Annotated in this window: 22 protein-coding genes; 9 read left to right on the forward strand and 13 right to left on the reverse strand. The window is 58.0% G+C overall.

Annotated elements, in window-relative coordinates:
- Window positions 1-63 precede the first annotated feature (63 nt).
- The 3 genes from ZBT109_RS03355 to ZBT109_RS03365 all read left to right on the forward strand — a co-directional run bounded on the left by ZBT109_RS03355 (window position 64) and on the right by ZBT109_RS03365 (window position 2,397).
- On the forward strand, window positions 64-1,023 hold the full coding sequence (locus ZBT109_RS03355; RefSeq protein WP_027705127.1) for an alpha/beta hydrolase: 960 nt from the start codon (window positions 64-66) through the stop codon (window positions 1,021-1,023).
- A 60-nt stretch (window positions 1,024-1,083) separates the two neighbouring features.
- Window positions 1,084-1,530: a DUF4385 domain-containing protein gene (locus ZBT109_RS03360; protein WP_232012860.1), complete on the forward strand. Its 447-nt coding sequence runs from the start codon at window positions 1,084-1,086 to the stop codon at window positions 1,528-1,530.
- Window positions 1,531-1,731: 201 nt separating this feature from the next.
- Window positions 1,732-2,397 (forward strand): outer membrane protein, encoded by a 666-nt coding sequence (locus ZBT109_RS03365; protein ID WP_027705129.1) that lies wholly within the window; start codon window positions 1,732-1,734, stop codon window positions 2,395-2,397.
- Between the two features lie 200 nt (window positions 2,398-2,597).
- Here ZBT109_RS03365 and ZBT109_RS03370 read toward each other — a convergent pair whose 3' ends face one another.
- Entirely contained in the window at window positions 2,598-2,810 is a 213-nt protein-coding gene (locus ZBT109_RS03370) for a hypothetical protein (protein ID WP_197714365.1), read from the reverse strand.
- 243 nt (window positions 2,811-3,053) lie between these two features.
- On the opposite strand from ZBT109_RS03370, the gene ZBT109_RS03375 reads away from it, so the two are divergent.
- The 3 genes from ZBT109_RS03375 (at window position 3,054) to ZBT109_RS03385 (ending at window position 5,580) form a co-directional block, all read left to right on the forward strand.
- Window positions 3,054-3,458 carry a DUF4186 domain-containing protein gene (locus tag ZBT109_RS03375; RefSeq protein ID WP_027705303.1) on the forward strand — a complete coding sequence of 135 codons (405 nt, stop codon included), beginning with the start codon at window positions 3,054-3,056 and terminating at the stop codon, window positions 3,456-3,458.
- A gap of 524 nt (window positions 3,459-3,982) precedes the next feature.
- Entirely contained in the window at window positions 3,983-4,924 is a 942-nt protein-coding gene (locus ZBT109_RS03380; protein ID WP_027705302.1) for a phosphatidate cytidylyltransferase, read from the forward strand.
- Window positions 4,921-5,580 (forward strand): lysophospholipid acyltransferase family protein, encoded by a 660-nt coding sequence (locus ZBT109_RS03385; RefSeq protein WP_051523843.1) that lies wholly within the window; start codon window positions 4,921-4,923, stop codon window positions 5,578-5,580. The genes ZBT109_RS03380 and ZBT109_RS03385 overlap by 4 nt, the downstream gene beginning before the upstream one ends.
- Window positions 5,581-5,755: 175 nt before the next feature.
- Here ZBT109_RS03385 and ZBT109_RS03390 read toward each other — a convergent pair whose 3' ends face one another.
- From ZBT109_RS03390 to ZBT109_RS03415, 6 genes are all read right to left on the reverse strand, one after another.
- Window positions 5,756-7,180: an RtcB family protein gene (locus ZBT109_RS03390; RefSeq protein WP_027705301.1), complete on the reverse strand. Its 1,425-nt coding sequence runs from the start codon at window positions 7,178-7,180 to the stop codon at window positions 5,756-5,758.
- Between the two features lie 192 nt (window positions 7,181-7,372).
- On the reverse strand, window positions 7,373-8,305 hold the full coding sequence (locus tag ZBT109_RS03395) for a Tim44 domain-containing protein (RefSeq protein ID WP_027705300.1): 933 nt from the start codon (window positions 8,303-8,305) through the stop codon (window positions 7,373-7,375).
- A gap of 98 nt (window positions 8,306-8,403) precedes the next feature.
- The gene (yaaA, locus tag ZBT109_RS03400; RefSeq protein ID WP_027705299.1) at window positions 8,404-9,180 is read right to left on the reverse strand and encodes a peroxide stress protein YaaA; all 777 of its coding nucleotides are present in this window, start codon (window positions 9,178-9,180) and stop codon (window positions 8,404-8,406) included.
- Between the two features lie 350 nt (window positions 9,181-9,530).
- The gene (locus ZBT109_RS03405; protein ID WP_027705298.1) at window positions 9,531-10,055 is read right to left on the reverse strand and encodes a DUF501 domain-containing protein; all 525 of its coding nucleotides are present in this window, start codon (window positions 10,053-10,055) and stop codon (window positions 9,531-9,533) included.
- A 155-nt stretch (window positions 10,056-10,210) separates the two neighbouring features.
- On the reverse strand, window positions 10,211-10,687 hold the full coding sequence (gene ybaK / locus ZBT109_RS03410) for a Cys-tRNA(Pro) deacylase (RefSeq protein WP_027705297.1): 477 nt from the start codon (window positions 10,685-10,687) through the stop codon (window positions 10,211-10,213).
- A gap of 70 nt (window positions 10,688-10,757) precedes the next feature.
- Window positions 10,758-11,201 (reverse strand): hypothetical protein, encoded by a 444-nt coding sequence (locus ZBT109_RS03415; RefSeq protein WP_027705296.1) that lies wholly within the window; start codon window positions 11,199-11,201, stop codon window positions 10,758-10,760.
- A gap of 192 nt (window positions 11,202-11,393) precedes the next feature.
- On the opposite strand from ZBT109_RS03415, the gene ZBT109_RS03420 reads away from it, so the two are divergent.
- Window positions 11,394-12,554, forward strand: a complete 1,161-nt coding sequence (locus ZBT109_RS03420) for a MalY/PatB family protein (protein WP_027705295.1) — start codon at window positions 11,394-11,396, stop codon at window positions 12,552-12,554.
- Window positions 12,555-12,728: 174 nt separating this feature from the next.
- On the opposite strand, the gene ZBT109_RS03425 is transcribed toward ZBT109_RS03420, so the two are convergent.
- Window positions 12,729-13,670, reverse strand: coding sequence for a tetratricopeptide repeat protein (locus tag ZBT109_RS03425; RefSeq protein WP_027705294.1), 942 nt, complete (start codon window positions 13,668-13,670; stop codon window positions 12,729-12,731).
- A gap of 127 nt (window positions 13,671-13,797) precedes the next feature.
- Window positions 13,798-14,679 carry a DNA-3-methyladenine glycosylase family protein gene (locus ZBT109_RS03430; protein WP_051523842.1) on the reverse strand — a complete coding sequence of 294 codons (882 nt, stop codon included), beginning with the start codon at window positions 14,677-14,679 and terminating at the stop codon, window positions 13,798-13,800.
- 380 nt (window positions 14,680-15,059) lie between these two features.
- On the opposite strand from ZBT109_RS03430, the gene trxB reads away from it, so the two are divergent.
- Complete coding sequence (trxB, locus tag ZBT109_RS03435) at window positions 15,060-16,031, forward strand: thioredoxin-disulfide reductase (protein ID WP_027705293.1); 972 nt, start codon at window positions 15,060-15,062, stop codon at window positions 16,029-16,031.
- A gap of 143 nt (window positions 16,032-16,174) precedes the next feature.
- Here the strand turns inward: trxB and ZBT109_RS03440 are convergent, their stop codons facing one another.
- Window positions 16,175-16,417 carry a SlyX family protein gene (locus ZBT109_RS03440; protein WP_027705292.1) on the reverse strand — a complete coding sequence of 81 codons (243 nt, stop codon included), beginning with the start codon at window positions 16,415-16,417 and terminating at the stop codon, window positions 16,175-16,177.
- Between the two features lie 180 nt (window positions 16,418-16,597).
- Here ZBT109_RS03440 and ZBT109_RS14055 point away from each other — a divergent pair, with 180 nt between their 5' ends.
- Window positions 16,598-17,044 carry a cold-shock protein gene (locus tag ZBT109_RS14055; protein ID WP_027705291.1) on the forward strand — a complete coding sequence of 149 codons (447 nt, stop codon included), beginning with the start codon at window positions 16,598-16,600 and terminating at the stop codon, window positions 17,042-17,044.
- 88 nt (window positions 17,045-17,132) lie between these two features.
- On the opposite strand, the gene ZBT109_RS03450 is transcribed toward ZBT109_RS14055, so the two are convergent.
- The 3 genes from ZBT109_RS03450 to dapD are packed head-to-tail and all read right to left on the reverse strand — an operon-like array spanning window position 17,133 to window position 19,786.
- Entirely contained in the window at window positions 17,133-17,510 is a 378-nt protein-coding gene (locus tag ZBT109_RS03450; RefSeq protein WP_038278352.1) for a hypothetical protein, read from the reverse strand.
- Between the two features lie 10 nt (window positions 17,511-17,520).
- Entirely contained in the window at window positions 17,521-18,699 is a 1,179-nt protein-coding gene (dapE, locus tag ZBT109_RS03455; protein ID WP_027705289.1) for a succinyl-diaminopimelate desuccinylase, read from the reverse strand.
- A gap of 34 nt (window positions 18,700-18,733) precedes the next feature.
- Window positions 18,734-19,786 (reverse strand): 2,3,4,5-tetrahydropyridine-2,6-dicarboxylate N-succinyltransferase, encoded by a 1,053-nt coding sequence (dapD, locus tag ZBT109_RS03460; protein ID WP_027705288.1) that lies wholly within the window; start codon window positions 19,784-19,786, stop codon window positions 18,734-18,736.
- Window positions 19,787-19,839: the final 53 nt, after the last annotated feature.

The raw sequence follows: 19,839 nt of genomic DNA on the forward strand, positions 1-19,839 counted from the left end.
TAGTGGATCAGCTAGGCTGTTACTCAGTAGTGACATCTTGTTACGAATGGAGAGCTAACGGCCATGATGACTCTATCGCAGGGAGTGGAACCCCATGTACTCGCCTTTCTTGAACGGCTCAACAACAGCGGGGCGGCTCCTCTCGAATCCCTAACGCCAGAAGAAGCACGTCAGGTACTGGAAGAGCTCCAGCAGCAGAGCAGTATCGACAACGGCGTAACGCAGCAACGACAGGTCATCGACGTAGACGGCCGCGAAGTGCCGCTGTACATCGTTACGCCCGCCCATGCCTCCGTAGCACTGCCCGTCTTTATGTTCTTTCACGGCGGAGGTTGGGTGCTCGGTGATTATCCTACGCACCAGCGTCTGATTCGTGATTTGGTCACACTGTCAGGTGCCGCCTGCGTGTTTGTCGACTACAGCCGTTCACCTGAGGCACGCTTCCCGGTGGCCATCGAACAAGCCTACAGTGCGACCTGCTGGGTGGCTGCTAGCGGTGACATGCTAGGGTTAGATACTTCTCGTATCAGCGTAGTGGGCAACAGCGCTGGCGGTAATATGGCTACGGTGGTCTGCATGATGGCCAAGGCGCGTGGCGGCCCCAAAATCAGCAGCCAGCTGTTGTTATGGCCAGTCACCGATGCGCGTTTTGACACGCACTCTTATCAGGAATGGGAAAATGGTTATTTCCTAACGCGTGGAATGATGGAATGGTTTTGGAACAACTATCTCGACGGCCATGATCAGCGGCGTTTGCACCTTGTGTCTCCTTTGCAGGCCACACGAGAACAGCTTAGCGGTCTTCCTCCTGCACTGATCCAGACCGCCGAGTTCGACGTACTACGCGATGAAGGAGAAGCCTACGCCCGCGCTTTGGCCCTTGCCGGTGTCGAAGTTAGCTGCGTGCGTTATAACGGCCTGATACATGATTTCGGTCTATTGAACCCGCTAGCCAAGGTGCCCGCCGTGCGTAGCGCACTGCGTCAAGCGGCCAGTGAATTGCGCTATCGACTGTCCTGCTGATCGACATTGCGACGGACGGCGCTTTTTCCGTCTGTCGTTTTGATCAACGAGGAGGTGACCGTGGAGATCGACCCAGACCTGAACTATCGTCAGCACCCCGAGCGCTACCCTATCGGACACGGTGAACGGGGTGTTCTGACGATCGAACCTTATAAGAGTGAACTGTTGCCGCTATGGCGCTTTAAGACGCCAGACATTGCCGAGCAATCTGCCGCCGCTCTGTTGCAACGCTATGCCGATTACAAAGCACATGATGATTTCGTCGGCATGGACATGACACGCAAGTTCATCCAGATGGGCTATACCCGCTCGCGTCGCTATGCCCGCCACCGCGGTGGGCGAAAATATGACCCCGAAACAGGCGAAGAGCGTCCATTGGCAGAAGAAGACCCTGTCAAAGCGGCTTCCGCACAGATATTCCAACGAGCACTCCAACAGATAAAGCACGATCCCGATTACCAGTACCTTAAGAAACGCCATCAGCAGCGCCAGCAAGCACAACGCTAATGTATTCCCCCCTTTTGACGATTAAGTAATAGATAAGCAATGGATGTAGTGTTAATTCAACGGGTTGAATGCACAGCCTTACCGTTAAGGTAAGGCTGTGCCCATTTCTACTCAGAAACGAACACGCGCACACCCATTGCTCTTTCCATGCTCGCGCATCTGCGCACTTTTTTATTGATCTGATCGAATCAAGGGGGTTCGATGAAACGTCTTGTATCAGCACTGGCACTGGCCGGTCTTGTTGCCACAGGTTCCGCGGTTGCAAAACCAGGGGATGTTTACCTGTTTGGTCACTACACCCATTCCAACTTCAATGGTCTGAATTCACTTTACGAAAGTGAAAACGAAGACTACAGCGGTACGGAGTCCTTCAAACAGGAACATAACCGCTATGGTTTCGGTGCTGGCTATGTGTTGGATGACACCTGGTCTTTCGAACTGGGTTATAAGGATCTGGGCCGTTTCAAATCCAGTTATAACGATGAAAGCTCCACTTTCTCTGAGACTGGCGGCCTGAAAATTTCTTCTCAGGCATTGGTGCTGCGCTCCATCGCAACGCTGCCGATTACCCAAAAATTCAAGCTGGAAGGTAGCGTAGGTCTGGCGATGACACGCTCCAAGCTGACATCCAGTGATAATGACAGCCTCGGTGGCTACACCGAGTATGACGAGCGTCGCACGACGCTGGCGCCGACACTGGGGCTGGGGGCGTCCTATGCCTTTACGGATAACCTGGCGCTGTTCGGTCGCTACGAATACATCCACAACGCTATCAGCAGCAAGCTGCTTGCCGATGAGGACGGCGATGACGATTACGGCACCATCCATGCCAGCACACTAGATCTCGGTGTTCGCTACACCTTCTGATCGCGAGTTGGGCTGACTTTCAACGCCTCCTTCTTTGAAGGGGGCGTTTTTGTTGATAGACGCCGGATCAGTGTGTCTAAGCGGTGACCTTTTTCACCTCGCTCAGGCTCGGCATGCCTTCATGACTGCAATGGCATGATATGAATTGCACACTTTAATGACTATTGAACCGTGCTGATATGTCGAGATTGCTTGTGGATTTAGACCGCTCGGAGTGCACTACTGACAGCCCACAGCCCACAGCCCACAGCCCACAGCCCACAGCCCACAGCCCACAGCCCACAGCCCACAGCCCACAGCCCACAGCCCACAGCCCACAGCCCACAGCCCACAGCCCACAGCCCACAGCCCACAGCCCACAGCCCACAGCCCAAGAACACAGCCCAAGAACACAGCCCAAGAACACAGCCCAAGAACACAGCCCAAGAACACAGCCCAAGAACACAGCCCAAGAACACAGCCCAAGAACACAGCCCAAGAACACAGCCCAAGAACACAGCCCAAGAACACAGCCCAAGAACACGATGCTGAAAGTGATAGGGGACAGTCGGTTGTGACCGTGGGGTTACGGGGGGCGATAAGCTGGGGGCTTTGCGTCGAAGCGTGTTGGCGCGGGTATACTGTGAGTGAGCTGACGTTCATCAGGAGGTGCTTGCATGTGCCGTTCTTCGCGCACGAGCTATACCGGACTGGATAGTGTGATGATGGCACTGGCCGCGTCTGATTTCCGACGGCGCTTTCGCCTGCGTGAGCAGGAGCTGCGCTACCTTTTCGATAAAGGCTGGGACACGATTATGTCGCACGGTGATGACTTCATCATCCAGCGTCTTGCCCCTGCACTTCCTGCCCGCGATGGCAAGCAAACGCCGATGAAAGGGCACCCCATCTTCGTGGCGCAGCATGCGACCGGTACCTGTTGCCGAGGCTGTCTGGCGAAATGGCACCGTATCCCGAAAGGGCATGCGCTCAGCGAGGATGAACGCGCCTATGTGCTGGACGTACTGGAGTGCTGGTTGAGGATGAAGATCAGCGCTGATCATCAGGACAGGGTTGACGGCTAAATAGGACGTTGGCGCGCCGGGTTGAAGAATGCCCGTAGTGCTCAGTGTTCCTATGAGAGGCTGATCGGCGGCCTTTACCTCTTCTAGAGCAAACAGTTTCTACCGCACTTTTGTGGCATTAAGCTTTATTCATGAGATGGATATTGAGGTTATGAAACCGTCTCTAGGTGCCCGGCTTTGCCTTGTTGATATAAATATATACTTACATAGTAATCGACCGAGCTATCCCAATGTCTGATAGAAGAGTGCTGTCCCGTTATCATAAGCGGAGATGCCCATTGGAAGGTATTATGCCGCACGGATGTACCGCATAATGGCGGCGCATTATAGAACAGGCGCAAGTGATACCACTCAATAATCACCTCTGACACGTTATACGTCGTGGCAACGAAAGTGGGCATGAGGGTTGTGCTTTCTGGCCGCCATGATGACGTATATCGGATAAGTGCTGTCGATAGCTATTCTTCAAGGAACATCATAATGAGGTTCGCTCGTGTCCAATGGGCATTCAAGGGGGGGATGACATGTTAGAAATACCACCACATGTGCAGTGGGTCGTAGGGTGTGTGGTCGTGCTGCTGGCGGTCGCCAGCGTGATCAGTATCGCCATGGTGAAGCTACAGCCGCAGCGCGACCATACCGAGCTGCGCCAGCGCATCCGTTCTTGGTGGTGGATGATCGCGCTGCTGTTTATGGCACTGCTGTTCAACCGAACCGTGGCCATCGTGTTCTTTGCGGTGCTCAGCTATCTCGCGCTCAAGGAGTTCTTTTCCATTGTGCCGACACGGCTGATGGATCGGCGCGTGCTGTTCTGGGCCTATCTGGCCATCCCGGTACAGTATCTGTGGGTGGGGATGGGCTGGCTGGCGATGATCAGCATCTTCATACCCGTTTATGTGTTTCTGTTCCTGCCTGTACGGATGCTGCTGATCGGTGAAACCCGAGGATTCATTCGTTCGGCAGGCGTGATTCACTGGATGGTCATGCTGGCGGTCTACTGTCTGAGTCACCTAGGGGCGCTGCTGATGCTACCGGTCACTAATGCGCAGGCCGGTTATGTCGGACCGGTGCTGTTCGTGCTGCTGATGACGCAGCTCAACGATGTAGCGCAGTACATCTGGGGTAAATCGCTGGGGCGACATAAGATTGTACCGAAGGTCAGTCCGGGCAAAACATGGGAAGGCATGGTGGGGGGCTGCATCACTATCGTAATCGTGTCGGCGTTGCTGGGACCGTGGCTGACCGGATTGAGTGCTGCCATGAGCGCGCTGGCGGGGGGGCTTATGGCGGTCTGCGGCTTCTTCGGTGATGTGGTGATCTCCTCCGTGAAGCGTGATTTGCAGATCAAGGATACAGGGCGTCTGATCCCCGGCCACGGTGGGCTGCTGGACCGTCTGGACAGTCTGATCTATACCGCCCCGATCTTCTTCCATTTTTATCACTATCTGGGAGGGGGCGTCGCATGAAAACGCGTCTGCTCAAGTGTCTGTTTTTCATCGTACTGGTGCGCCCGCTGGTCATTCTGCTGATCGGATTGAACGTGTATCACCGTGAGCGACTGCCGAAGGACGGGCCACATGTGGTCATCGCCAACCACAATAGCCACCTCGATACGATGGTGCTGATGAGCCTGATGCCCCTGCGACTGCTGTGGCGCACGCGCCCGGTGGCCGCTGCCGACTACTTTCTAGCAAACCGGTGGCTGTCGTGGTTCTCGCGTAACGTGCTCGACATTATTCCTGTACAGCGCAGGGGGCGTGCCGGGCAGGCGCATCCCCTGCAGGGCTGCTTCGATGCGCTGGACGCGGGCAATATTCTGATTTTGTTTCCGGAAGGCAGCCGTGGGCGTCCTGAGCAGATGCAACCGCTCAAGCGCGGCATCAGTCATCTGCTGCGCGATTATCCTCAGGTGGGGGTAACACCAGTGCTACTGCGAGGGCTAGGCCGCGCGCTGCCGAAAGGTGAAGCACTGTTGGTGCCGGTCAACTGCGACGTCGCGGTAGGGGAAATGTTGTACCTTGAGAGTGATGAAGACGCGTTTATGACTGCCATTGAGGCGTGTTTCCGGCAGCTGGCACCGTTGTGCACGGCAGGTGTTTGGCGAGATCAGACGCCTGAGTAGCGGTTTATCTCTCTACAGTGAATACGGTGTGAAGGATAAGCGGTATGTCGCTGGCTGTACCAAAGCGAGATCTGTGGCGAGCGTCTGGCTTCATACGTTTCAGGTACCAAATCAGGTACCAAAATGAAAAGGCCCACCGATCGGTGGGCCTTTTTTCGTCAGGGATGAGTGTCATTCACTCGCTGTCGATGTGCCGTGTCGCCGGTGTACGGCGTTTGCGGCGCGAGCGGAAATCGAACTCCGGTTCGCCGGCCATGATCGACCCGTAAGGGAGAATTTCGTCGATGACCTCGGCCAGCTTGTAGGTCTCGACCATCTGACGTTTAACCTCGGCAGCATTTTTGTAGGCCTGCGGTAGTTCGGAGGTGTCCAGCGTGCCCGAAAAGCTGCGGACATCGACGTGCTGTGGCAGCTGCGGGTAGCGGCGTTGGAACTCGCTGCGGCTCATGTTGCGGCCCGCACCGTGAGGCAGGAACCCAAGGCCATTCTCTGCGCCCGTGCCGCGCGTGACCAGTACTGGCTCAGCCATGTTCATCGGCACCAGCGTGCGTTCGTAGCCTTCGAAGCCCGGCGTCGCGCCCTTGGCATGATAAAAAAGATCACCTCGTTTGAAGACGAAGTTGTGTTCGTTCCAGAAGTGGTCGAGTACCTCAAGCCCCAATGCCTGCTGGATGAGGTCGTGTATGCGCTTATGGTTCTCATACGTCCACTGGCGCACGATCTGTAGGGCATCCCAATACTGCTGGCCTTCTGGTGTATCGAACGGTATCCAGGCCATGTCGCCCGCGTTGACGCCGCGCGCCAGCGGACGGCGATCGCGTACATCGTCAGGCGCGATATGGGTTGCGAACGAGCGCGCTGTCGCCATTCCTTGCTTGTATAACTTGGCCCCCAGTGAACGCGAACCGTGGTGTGTCACTACGCAGACCTTGCCGGTTTTGCGTGACGTGCCAACGAACAGGAAATGGTTGCCATCGCCCTGAGTGGCGAAGTCGCGCACGGCGTTGCCCATCAGCGAACGTGTCAGCGGGTTGGATTCTAGTCGCGCTACCAGTTCATCCGGCATCGGTTGTGGTTCCGGGCGCGCCGTTGGCCCGAAATGCGTTACCTTCATGGCCGCATCCAGTACCGCTGCGGCATCCTCGGTATCAAACTCGGTCAGACTCATCGAACAGCAGACGTCCGCTGAATGGAAGGCCGGATGGATCGCATTGCGCGCAGCCACTACACCGCCAACGCAGATGGTGCCTGCCGGGCAGGCATCTGGCATGACCGCTCCGGCCTCGACCGTTGGCAGGCGCATCAGATGTGACATGACCGTCACCACTTGCTGGTAATTGTCGGCAAGGTAATGGCTATCGGCATCATCCGTGGACGCTTGGCGCTCTAGGTTGATATAGAACGGGCTAGGTGCGTCACGCCAAGCGCTTTTCCTGAATTTTGGCGAGTCCAGCAGCTGTGTGATGATGTTGCGTACTCGTTCATCCGACAGCTCACCTTCTTCGGCGGCAATGGCGTTGATCTGTTCAAGTGCAATGGGCATCCAGCGATCGTAGGTATAACCGAGCTGGCGAATTAAATATGATTTTGTATAGAACATTTATTATCTATCCCTGTTGCCGCTGTTGTTTTAACGCGGCTATCCACTGCATATTCACTAACACTATTATAATGAATGGCATTCGGCATCATACACGTCGTTCAATGTAATCCCTATATCTTCTCTCCCTATATAAAGAAAAACCCGCTCATATAGAGCGGGTTGATCTGACTGATGGTTTACGGTCGATAATCAACCGTTCTGCTCAATACCTTGCAGATACCATTTTTCGTTCGGGCGCTGTTCGCGAATCAGGTGCCACGTTTCGTTGAACTCCTGTTCCTGACCCTGTTCACGGATGACACCGTGGAACAGTACCGTCGCTTCGTCCTGCTGGCCGATGCTCTGCACGTGGCCCATCTCGACGAACAGACGCACGATCTCCGTGACGTTGTTCTCGGGCTGCTTGCGGCGTTCGGCGTTCAGCACGTTATAGAACTCAGGCGTCACGTTGTCCTGGATGCTGGCCATATCGTTGGCATCCCAGGCTTTCTGCAGACGCTCGAAACGCTGGCGCATCTCGTTGAGGAACGGTTCGCGCTGGAAGTCGGCCGGTACGGTCGTGTTAGTGACGGCACTCGGGGCATCATTTTGCGTAGCATCGTTCTGGTAGCCCTGCGGCGCAGCGGCATTCTGGTTCACGCTGTCGTGCTGGCGCGAGTAGTTGTCGTTCGGTGTGCTGCCGAACGGCGATGCGGTGCTGTGCGTCGAAGACGACGTTGATGCTGCCGCTTCACGGCGACGCTTGAGGAAGCGATAGCCGAAGTAGGCGATGGCCGCGATGATCAGGATATCGAGGATACCTGGCATGCTGAAGTGGCCGCCGAACAGCATAGAGGCCAGCAGGCCACCCGCCAAGAAGCCGGCCAGCGGCCCCATGAAGCGAGACAGGCCGCCACGCGAAGCATTCGCGGCATTGTTTGCTGCGTTAGGGCGTGCCGCGTTCTGCTGTGCCGCTGCGCCACGGTTACCGTAGTTGCTGTTCGAGTAGGATGAACCCCCGCCGATGGAACGGGACATCTTGCCCGATGAGCCGCCGCCGCCGAAGCGTGCCGCGTTGGCCGCTTCGATCGTCGTTCCGAGCGAGAGCAGGGCGACCATCAGCGCGATCATGATATGACGCATTTGTCGTCTTCTCCTGTAGTGATGAAGCAGGACCATATGCCGCTGCTTCGGATGACCCTGCGGCCCTGGCCGCGCGGTCGTCGTTCGATAGTGTCAGCCTAGCGTGTGAACACCCAAGTGTCGCTGCGGGAGTGTGCTGCTGAGTACTGATACCCCATGCCGTCGAAGGCTTTGAGCTGTTCCGGCTCATCAAGTCCTTCGCGGATGATCCACGCCGCCATGGCACCGCGTGCCTTCTTGGCATGGAATGAAATGATCTTGAACTCGCCGTTCTTTTCGTCCTTGAACACGGGCGTGATAAGGCGAGCGCCTAAACGTTTGACATCGACGGCCTTGAAATATTCGTTGGAGGCCAGATTCACCACGACGTCGGTATCGGCATCCTGCATGGCTTGTCGCAGAGTGTCGGTAATCACCGCGCCCCAGTAGTCGTAGAGCGTACGGCCGGCCGAGGTGGTCAGCCGCGTGCCCATCTCAAGGCGATAGGGCATCATCAGGTCCAGTGGACGCAGTACGCCATACAGGCCGGACAGAATGCGCAGCTGTCGCTGGGCGCGCGCGATCTCTTCTTCACTGAAACGCAGAGCGTCCATGCCGGTATATACGTCGCCGGTGAAGGCGAACAGCGCCTGCTTGGCAGGGTGCTCGTCGTCACCGAGCTGAAACGGGGTTTGCCACTGGGCGTAGCGCGTAGCATTGAGCGCTGCCAGCGTGTCACTGATCTTCATCAGTGCCCCAATCTCCGCGGGTGTGAACTCACGCAGGCGGTCGATCAGTGGCTGGCTCATCTCCAGCAGCGATGGCTGAGTGTACGCAGCCGTCGGGGCAGGCGTAGTGAAGTCCAATGATTTTGCTGGCGAAATGACGCAGAGCATGTCCCGTTACCTGTCAGGAAAATGAGCGGCAAGTGTAGCATTTATGCCCCTCTCTCTATTATCGAATATCTTGATGCGATTGATAGGAATTAAAAGCGTCATTAAGGCTCGTCACAGATGCTTGGTGTGTGGTGATCAGCGTTGATGATGAGAGGGGGCGCTAGCCTACACGCTGACGGGTTTGTCATGATGAAAGGCGGTTTGAAAACGGGGGGAAGCCGTAAATGAAAAACGCCGAGCGGTATAGTACCCGCCCGGCGAAGCCTCGATTGAATCATCCGAACCTGTTTTCGGCCGCAGAGCAGGATCACTGTAGGGTTACGTTGACGCAGGCCGTGCGCGCTATGCGATCACGGCAGACAGGCGGCGACCTGCGGGTAGTGTTCGTCGATCCAGCGGCCGATGGCATTGTCGCCGCACAGGTGGTGGGCGTACTGAGTGTGCAGGCAGCGGACCTGTGTCCAGTTGGCGATGCCGCCTACGCCGCGTTCCTTCAGTAGCGTATCGTAACCGCGACGTTCGACCTCGGCCTTGACGTCATCCGGCATGTAATGCCAGCGCTGAGCGACATAGTCCTCGTGGCTGCGGCGGTACTCGGCCATGAACTCGGGGTCTTCGGCCAGCATGGCTTCCAACTGCTTGATCACGCCGGCCGCTTCAAGATGCGACAGTTCGATCTTGAGTCGATCGCTGCACAGCCAGTAGAGGGTAGGGAACGGCGCACCGTCCACTAGGCTCTGCATGCGCAGTACCAGTGGGGTGCCTTCGCCATCTTCGGCCGTCACCGCGTCGATGCCGCGGGGTTCGCGACCGATCTGCTCGCGAATCAGCGCCAGCTGACGTTCATCGGGGGCCTGATCAAGGGTGATGACCATGAATGTTCACTCCGTGTGGTGAGACTGAATAAGCGTCGAAGGGGGCATCGCGAGCGGCAATGCTCAAGCAAGGCCGTGCCCTTCGAAAGGCAGCGCGCATGGTAGAGGGCGCGGCGCGTGACGGCAAGCGCAGGCCTGCTGTCAGCGGCATTCGTTCAGAAACGTGCGATCTCGACGATGTCCGCGTCGGTGGTATCGACCAGATCCTGCGGTGCGATGCCGATTTCCAGCCCGCGCTGCCCGCCACTGATATAAATCTTGTCGAAGCCCATCGCTGAAACGTCCAGCAGGCTGGGATGCGGTTGGCGCTGGCCCAGCGCACTGATACCGCCAACCTTGTAGCCGCTGGCGCGCTCGGCCTGCGCTTGCGGAGCCATCTGAACGTTCTTTACGCCGAGCGCGCGTGCGACGGCCTTGAGGTCGAGCTTGGCCGCAACAGGCACCATCGCGGCGATCAGCGTACGGTCATGGATGACCATCAACGTCTTGAAGACCTGCTCCGGGGCCTGCCCCGTCGCAGTGACCACGGCCTGCCCATAGCCGTCCTCGTGCGCCTGCATCGTGTATTCGATCAGTTCGTAAGGAATGCCGGCACTGTCGAGCGCGCGGGTAGCGGGCGTGGTTCTGGCCATGATCGTGTCTCCTGTCTTCGCAGAAATAAATGAGCGTCAGCGTTTGGCTGACCAACGCTATGATACCGCGTCAGAGGCGCTGTGCCTGCATGTCCTGCCAGCCCATTGGCAGTGCATCGCTCAGCACGCCCTGCAGGTGTTCCGGCAGCGCGCGACAAGCGTCGTCAGTGGATGACCACGGGCGCAGGCGCAGCCATAGGTACGCCCATGCGGCCTGCTCTGCTTTGCTGTCGGGCACCGGTCGAGAGGGCATTTGGACGATCAAGAACAGCAGGGCTTTCAGCAGCCACAGCGGAGGATCATCGCGTTCGCTACTGGCCCATTGCACGAGCGTTTCGGGGACGGGCAGTTCGACGGGCGGTTGCCCCAGATCGGCGATGCGGGCGGTGTCCGCCAGCATCATCAGCGAGCGCTCATCGGTCGCTGTAACGTGCGTGCGCCAGCGCTGGATCAGTGGCGCAAATCCTTGCCGTGCCAAGGGATAGAACTTGGCAAACGTAGGGGCTTCGGGCATGGTAAGGAAACACCTCTTGTCAGCGGCCTAGTTGTTGCTCTTGTTCGATGGCCTGGGGAAAAGCGGGTGGTGGCACGAGCCGCCTTGATGCCGGTCATATAGCGACAATCCGGTACATGGCCGCCGTGCACGACAATAACACCGAGAGTACCGATAGCGTCGCTGCGGTACTCGTTTCAATGAGGATGCATCATGGGCGCAGATTTCTCGACCCGTATCGACCGCCGTGAGGTCACGAGCACCAAATGGCAAACCTACGATGATGATGTGCTGCCGCTGTGGGTAGCCGATATGGATATTGCAGTACCTGACTGTGTTCAGCAAGCACTGACCCAGCGTATTGCCCATGGTGTCTATGGCTATGCCAACCCGCCGGTTGCCATGCGCAGTACGTTGTCTGAATGGAGCCGCAGCCACTATGACTGGGCGATCGAGAACGAGTGGCAGCACTGGCTGCCGGGCGTTGTGCCGGCACTGCACATCGCGGCGCAGGCCCTGTGTGCCGCCGATGAGGAAGTGTTGGTGATCACCCCAATCTACCCGCCATTTCTCAAAGTTGCCCAGCACACCCAGCGTCGGATGGTGACGGCGCCGATGGCTGAACCCAGCGAGGCTAACGGTCAGCGTTGGACGCTGGATTTTGAGGCTATGGAACGTGCGGTCACGCCGAAGACGCGTCTGCTGCTGTGGTGCCATCCGCATAACCCCACGGGCCGTGTGTTCGACGATAGTGAGCTAGCCGCGCTGGCAGCGTTCGTTGAACGCCATGATCTGTTGGTCTGTTCCGACGAACTGCACTGTGACCTGATTCTCGACGGCACAGCACACCGCCCATTCGCTAAAAGTGCCCCGCAGATCGCACACCGTACTATCACGCTGTGGGCTGCCTCCAAGACATTTAATATTGCGGGTCTGACCTGTGCGTGTGCCGTTATCCCTGATCCGGCGCTGCGCAGCCGTTTTGCTGCGGCTTGCGAAGGTTGGATGCCTTCCCACAACGTGCTGGGCATGGTCGCGACCGAAGCGGCTTATCGTGACGGTGAGCCGTGGCGCCAGCAGCTGGTCGAACATCTGCAAGGCAATGTGGCGCTGATCCAGTCGTATGTCGATCGCTGGCCTAACGCGCGTTTCCTGCCGCCGCAGGCGACTTATCTGGGATGGATCGATCTGCGTCAGGCTAATCTGGGCGATAACCCTCAGCAGACGCTACTGAAGGACGCGCAGGTTGCGTTGTCCGACGGTGCCGATTTCGGCAACCCGGGGTTCGTCCGCATCAACTTCGGGACGACCCGCGATATTCTGGAAGAAGCGCTCCAGCGCATTGACCGCCGCATTGCAAGGCGTCAGCCGTAAGCGCAGAAACGATTCGCGGGAGCGGGGCCGTGACGGTACTGTTCCCGAGGAGCAAGCAGTTGCTCTGGTATGAAATGATAAGGCCCCGTGAATGGAGAGCGTTTCGCTTCGCATTCACGGGGCCTTGTCGTCTGCACCGACCGCGGTCTGGGTGACGAAACGAGCCTCAGTCCATCAGTACAGCAGGGCGAACATGCGACGGCGGTACTGCAGCGTCAGCGGGTGATCGTTGCCGAGGGCTTCGAACACTTGGATCAGCAGCTTGCGAGCAGCACCGTCATCGTGCGCGCGGTCGGCCTTCATGACCGACAGCAAACTTTCCAGTCCTTCGTCATACTGGCCATCCGCGATGGCGCGCAGCGCACGCTGAGTGCGCGATGTCAGGTCGTCGGCATCGCCCAGTGCCGCAATCTCTTCCGGCGTCGGCGCTTGGCGGGCGAAGGTCAGTCGAGCCTTGACCGCACGAGCATCAGGAGTGGCCTGATCTTCTTCGGACAACGAGGCCAGTACCTGTTCGGCATCTTCCAGTGCATGCGTTGCGACCAGTACGCTGGCTAGACCAATGCGCGGTGCGGGGTCTTCCGGTGCGGTTTCAATCCACTGTTGATAGAGCGCTTGTGCTGTAGCCGTATCGCCTGCCGCCAGCGCGGCTTCTGCCTGCCCCTTCAGATCACCTTCTGCGCTTTCGGGGGCTTCGAGGAATTGACCCAGCCATTCACGCAGCTTGTGCTCGGGCTGGCTGCCTTGGAACTGACCGTACATCTGCCCTTGAACGATGAGCTTGACGTCGGGCACCTGCTGAACGCGCAGCTGCATGGCGATCTGTTGCTGTTCTTCGATGTTCAGGCGTGCCAGCGTGAATGCGCCTTGGTACTCGTTGGCGATCTTTTCAAGCGACTGCATCAGCGGTGCACAGTCGGGGTGTCCCGGCATCCACGACACCAGCATGACCGCCCCTTGCATGGATCCTTCCAGCACAACCTGCTGGAAGTTGTGCATGTCGATGTCGACGATAAACGGAGATGCACTGCTTGCTGGAGCGGCGCCGGTTTCCGTATGAGGGGTGGAGGACGCGGCGCGCATGGGCATGCCGGTACGCGGGTCGATGATCTGCATGGTCTACCTCGCCAGATGTGTCAGTGCCGATGGTGTGGCCTTCCATCATCGGCGGTCATGAGAAGAGCGGATGGGGGCAGTGATGTCTGAATTCAATAGCCCGCGCGCGGCGGCCAGCGCCAGCACTTTATGTTTTGCGCCGAGCGGGAGCCCAAGCCGCGGGCTGGCTCCACAGTTGCTGCGTCAGATAGCTGCGCCACGGCGAGGCCCGCAGGGGATCGAAGTCATCGGTGGGGGCCAGCGCTTCCAGTGCTTTGCGGATGCCTAGATCGCCGCCAATCCACATATCGCTGTCGCCGCGACCGCGCATGGCCGCGCTGTTGACTGTCCACGGCCCGATGCCTTTCAGCGCAAGCCACCGCTCGGGATCATCGGCATATTCGCCCGCTTCACTGTACCACTCGACGAAGCGTTTCAGCGTATCGCGGCGCGCATTGACCATCGGCAGCACGCCAAGGTCGGTGTGCCGCAGCGCTTCGACGCTAGGAAACAGAAAACGCATGCCCCGCGGTGTGTCGATGGGGCGGCCAGCGGCTTCTATCAGCGTATTTACCAGCTTGCTGGCGGCACCTACCGAGATCTGCTGGCCGAGAATCGCACGCACACCGGCTTCGAAAGTCGACCACAAGCGCGGAATACGAAGTCCTTCAACCAGTGGCAGATGAGGGAAATGGTGGTGAAGATGTCCTTCGATCTGCTGTGGAGAGCTGTCCAGATCAAGCATGTGACGGATCTGTTTGATCACGGCATCGGTATGTTCGGGACGATCGAGCGCCAGTTCGACATCGAACCGCGCATGCTGTGGCACGACGCGAGCGCAAAAGTAGCCGTGAGTGCCGTCGAGTTCGAATGTTCTTCCCAGCGCGTCTTCCGTTAGCCATTCCTGTGCAGGAACGGGGTGTGATCGATAGAACGCGCACAGCAGCGGCCATGCATAGGGCGGTTCATAAGGCAGCGCATGCGTCTGGACCGTCAGCTGGCGGGCTGTGATCGGTGAGTGTGAGGTCATGGCAACTCCTTGAGCACAGAGCGAAAGGGAAGACGCTGGGCGTATCGGCGCTGGCAAGCATCCAGTCGATATGAGCGAAGGTGGCTATTGAGCGCTTATCATTCTGTTCATGCCTTTCTATGCTAGAGACAGCCCACGACATTCTTATCCCGCGAGCCCGGTGGTGCTGATATGACGGGCGATGAACGCTCATAGACCCAGGCTGTCATAACGATAGCACCATCCGGTTGTGCGTCGCGGGTCACATCGGCACGGTTTTCCTTTACCATACGTACACTTTAGCCGTGATTCATCCTCTGCCTGCAGCAGCACGGCCTTCCCTTCTTCCGTGACCTGTGCCTTCCAGCATAGGCACCCTGTTTTTCTGGCGAGATTTCGATATGAGCGACATCATTCATCGCAAACTGATCATTCTTGGCTCCGGTCCGGCGGGGTATACCGCTGCTGTTTATGCGGCGCGTGCCAACCTTGAACCCATGCTGATCACCGGCATGGAGCTGGGCGGACAGCTGACCACGACCACCGACGTTGATAACTGGCCCGGCGATGCCGAAGGCGTGCAAGGACCGGAACTGATGCAGCGCATGCAGCAGCATGCCGAGCGTTTCGACACCGATATCGTTATCGATCAGATTCATGAAACCGTGCTGACGCAGCGTCCGTTCGTGCTGCGCGGTGATGTGGGCACCTATAGCTGCGATGCGTTGATCATCGCAACAGGCGCAAGCGCGCGCTACTTGGGGCTGGAGTCCGAATCACGCTTCCGTGGTCAAGGCGTATCCGCTTGTGCGACCTGCGATGGCTTCTTCTACCGTGGCAAGGACGTCGTGGTGGTGGGTGGGGGCAATACTGCCGTCGAAGAGGCGCTGTACCTGTCCAATCTGGCCTCCAAGGTCACACTGATCCACCGTCGCGATACGCTGCGCGCCGAGAAGATTTTGCAGAACAAGTTGTATGAACGTGCCGAGAGCGGCAATGTCGAGCTGCTGTGGCATCACGAGGTTGATGACGTGCTGGGCGACGACACGGGGGCCACCGGCGTGCGTGTCAAAGATGTGCGTACAGGTGAAACGCACGATATCGCAGCACCGGGCATCTTCATTGCCATTGGTCACCATCCCAACACGCAGATCTTTGACGGTCAGCTGGCAATGAACAACGGCTATCTGGAAGTGGCGTCTGGTACGCAGGGCAACGCGACACAGACCAGTATTCCCGGCGTGTTTGCGGCCGGTGATGTGGCCGACAGTATCTACCGTCAAGCGATCACCTCGGCGGGCAGTGGCTGCATGGCCGCGCTGGATGCCGAGCGCTTCCTTGATCATCTTGACCCCAGCGTATCGCATGCTTGAGGTCGCTCGCCTATGAGCGATGTACACGAATGACAAAGCGCCCGAGGGATATCACCCCGGGCGCTTTTTTGTCGCTGCGTGTGTAGGAATGCCGTCATGGCGCATAGCAGGGTACACAGGCTGAAATGGATCTTAATAAAGTATCAGTAGTGTGGCGGACGTTCATCATCCAGCGATGGCATGGGAGAGAAGCGGTTCTGGGTCTCCCCCTGTTCGCGCAGACGCTGCTGAAGTAGGGCATTCATGCGTTCTAGGCGTTCGATCTGACGGCCCTGTTCGATGACGGTGCGATCGAGCGATTCCAGCCAGTCTTCCTGAAAGGCAAGACGGGTTTCGAGGGCCTCGATTTGCTCCAGAAACGAAGCAGGCAAAGCATCTTGAGCCATGTTATATTCCTTTAGAGCGCGCGGTTTAGGCCGTGTGTATGAGTGAGCGAGCAGGACGGTATCGCCCGAATGACTACAATGATACTGCATCGCCCAGGAGTTGTGATGAGGCTCCTGAATATCCTGCTGTACAGTGATTCCTCATCATATATGTGACTTCATCAAGAGAATGAGTGTGCCATGAGTCTGAAAGCATTAGTTCGCTGTTTTATTATCAGTATCCCACTTGCCCTTGTATCACCGCTGCTGATGGGACTGCTGGTCTCCATTACCGGTGACGAAAACGCATACACCGTTTTCCTTAACCATTATATCTGGATTGTCATTGCGGCTTTCATCCTGTTGTTGATTGCCACCTTTGCCGTACAGCTGTTCAGCCCGCGTCAGTCTTCCATTGCTGAACTTGAGAACGATGACCGTGAGACCGGTATGGTCAAGTGGTTCAACGTTAATAAAGGGTACGGGTTCATCACGCGTGACAACGGTGAAGACGAAGACGTCTTCGTTCACTTCCGTGCCATCCGTGGTAAAGGGCATCGCACGCTGGTTGAAGGGCAGCGCGTGCGTTATTACGCCATCCGCAACGAACGTGGCCTTCAGGCTGAAGACGTGACCGTCATCACCTGACAGGCAACACCGCAGTAAAAATAAACCCTGCGACCGAGAGGTCGCAGGGTTTTTTCGTTCTGTCGTGGGTTATAAACCGGACATGCATTCACTGCCAAAGCAGTGTGCTTTCTTCACCGTTGACGAGGCGGATATAGCATTCCGGCTCTTCGCCTGGCAGCCAGCCGCCCGGTGAACAGCGCACTTCGCCGCCAAGTGCGGCATGCAGGGCACGGGCACAGTCGATGTCGCGCGGCCACGGGGTTGCATCGCTGTCCATCGACAGGCTAGTGAAACCGTCCGCTGCCTTTTCCATGATCATGCAAGGAATGACAGCGCCGCCTTCGCCCCGGCCTTCACCGCGCCAGTGGCCCTTGCCTGCGGGCGTCAGAGTGGCTTGCAGCGTGTCCTGCAGCCATGCCAGCAGCGCATCGGAGGTGATGCCCTTAACGTAGACTTCGATATCGGGGAAGCGCTCGATGCTCATCAGAGCCTCCTTAGGCCTGATTGGCGAACAGGGTAGTCAGAATGCGCTCGTAGACGCGGCTCAAGATGTTTAGGTCGTCGGCGAGAATGCGTTCATCGACCTGATGGATTGTTGCATTGACCGGCCCGAGTTCGATGACTTGCGTGCCCAGTGTGGAAATGAAGCGACCGTCAGAGGTGCCACCACTGGTCGATAGTACCGGCGCGCGCTGACATTCCGCTTCGACGGCATGAGACACCGCATCCAGCAGACGACCGGGTAGGGTGACGAATGGGTTGCCCGACAGTGACCAGTCCAGCGTGAACGACTTGCCGTCGATCAGACCGTGGCGCGTCAGCACTTCGGTAACGCGTGCTTTCAGTTCGTCAGCGGTAAAAGCGGTCGAAAAGCGGAAGTTGAAGCGGGCCGTTAGCTCACCCGGAATAACGTTTTCCGCGCCAGTGCCTGAATTCAGATTCGATATCTGGAAGCTGGTCGGTGGGAAACCGTCATGACCATCGTCCCACTGGGTACGGGTTAGTTCATCCAGTGCGCTCAGTGCCATGTGGATTGGGTTGCGGGCCTTGTGAGGGTAAGCCACATGTCCCTGCTGCCCAATGACGGTCAAGGTAGCGTTCAGCGAGCCACGACGGCCGTTCTTGACCATATCCCCCAGCGTGTCGACGCTGGAAGGTTCACCGACGATGCAGTAGTCGAGCTGTTCACCGCGTTCCCGCAGTGCGTCGACGACCATGCGTGTGCCATGGATCGCCGGGCCTTCCTCATCACTGGTGATCAGAAACGCCAGACGTCCCTGATGGTCGGGATGTGCCGCCACGAAGCGTTCGACGGCCGTGACCATTGAGGCCACGCTGCCCTTCATGTCTGCCGCACCACGGGCGCGCAGGTAGCCTTCCTCGTCGATAGTCGGCTCGAAAGGCGGTGTCTGCCACTGTTCGATAGGACCGGTCGGCACGACATCTGTGTGTCCCGCGAAGGCCAGCGTGGTGCCGGTGCCGCGGGTTGCCCACAGATTGATCACCCCACCTTCAGCCAGTGTTTCCAGCGTAAAGCCGCACGCTTTCAGGCGATCACCGATCAGCTGCTGGCAGCCTGCGTCGTCCGGTGTGATCGACGGGCGCGCCAGTAGATCGCGTGCCAGTGCCAGTGTCGGTGTATCGTCGAGCGTGGGAGCGGTGGGGTGTGTCATGCGTAGCAGTGTCCTGTGTCGGTCGATCCGCGGATCAGTTATGAGCGTGCAGCGATTCGTTCAGTGCAACGGCCGTTTTGTTGGTGCGACATTCGAGGCGGCCCGTCTGCGAATGGCGCAGGAACAGCAGATCGTCCTGTCCGGCCAGTTCGCGTGCAGCTACGACCTTGGCGACGTCACCATTGCTGTCGAGTACAGCGACCTTGGCACCCGCAGTGATGTACAGACCGGACTCGACCGTACAGCGGTTGCCGAGCGGAATGCCGATCCCCGCGTTAGCACCGATCAGGCATTTTTCACCAACCGAAATGACCTGCTTGCCACCACCGGACAGCGTACCCATGGTGGAGGAACCGCCACCCAGGTCGGAGTGTGCGCCGATGAAGACGCCAGCAGAAATGCGGCCTTCGATCATGCAGGGGCCTTCGGTGCCCGCGTTGAAGTTGCAGAAACCTTCGTGCATGACCGTCGTGCCTTCGCCCAAGTAGGCGCCCAGACGCACGCGGGATGTATCGGCAATACGTACGCCCGTCGGCACGACGTAGTCGGTCATTTTCGGGAACTTGTCAACGCAGTCGACGGACAGCGTACGGCCTGCCAAGCGCGCCTTCAGCTGGCGAGCCGGCAGTTCTTCGATGTCGATGGCGCCTTCGCTGGTCCATGCGACGTTTTTCAGCACGCCGAACATGCCGTCCAGATTGAGGCTGTGCGGGCGGCTCAGACGATGGGAGATCAGCTGGAGCTTGAGGTAGACCTCAGGAACGCTCTGCGGCGCTTCGTCTGCCACGATGAAGGTCGCGACCAGCGGACGTTGGCTGTCTTCGAGGGCTTCGACGAGATCGATGAGCGGCTGCACTTCCTGTTTCAGTGCGGCATCGTGGGTCAGCGCGGCCAAAGCGCTCGCCAGTGCCGGGCACTGTTCCTGATGAACGCTGATGTTAGTGGTTTTAGTGATGGTGACGTCCAGCGCGCGAGCTACCGCGGTGGTGATCGCTTCTGAAGGCGACAGCAGCGGTGCCGGGAACATCACTTCCAGCCATTCGCCTTGCAGATTCTGTGTACCGATACCTAGTCCAAGACTCAACATTGTAATCGTTCTCCTGAAGCCACCGTGTCGCGATTAAACGCCGACGCGGTAAG

The organism is Zymobacter palmae, assembly GCF_003610015.1.
Taxonomy (GTDB): domain Bacteria; phylum Pseudomonadota; class Gammaproteobacteria; order Pseudomonadales; family Halomonadaceae; genus Zymobacter; species Zymobacter palmae.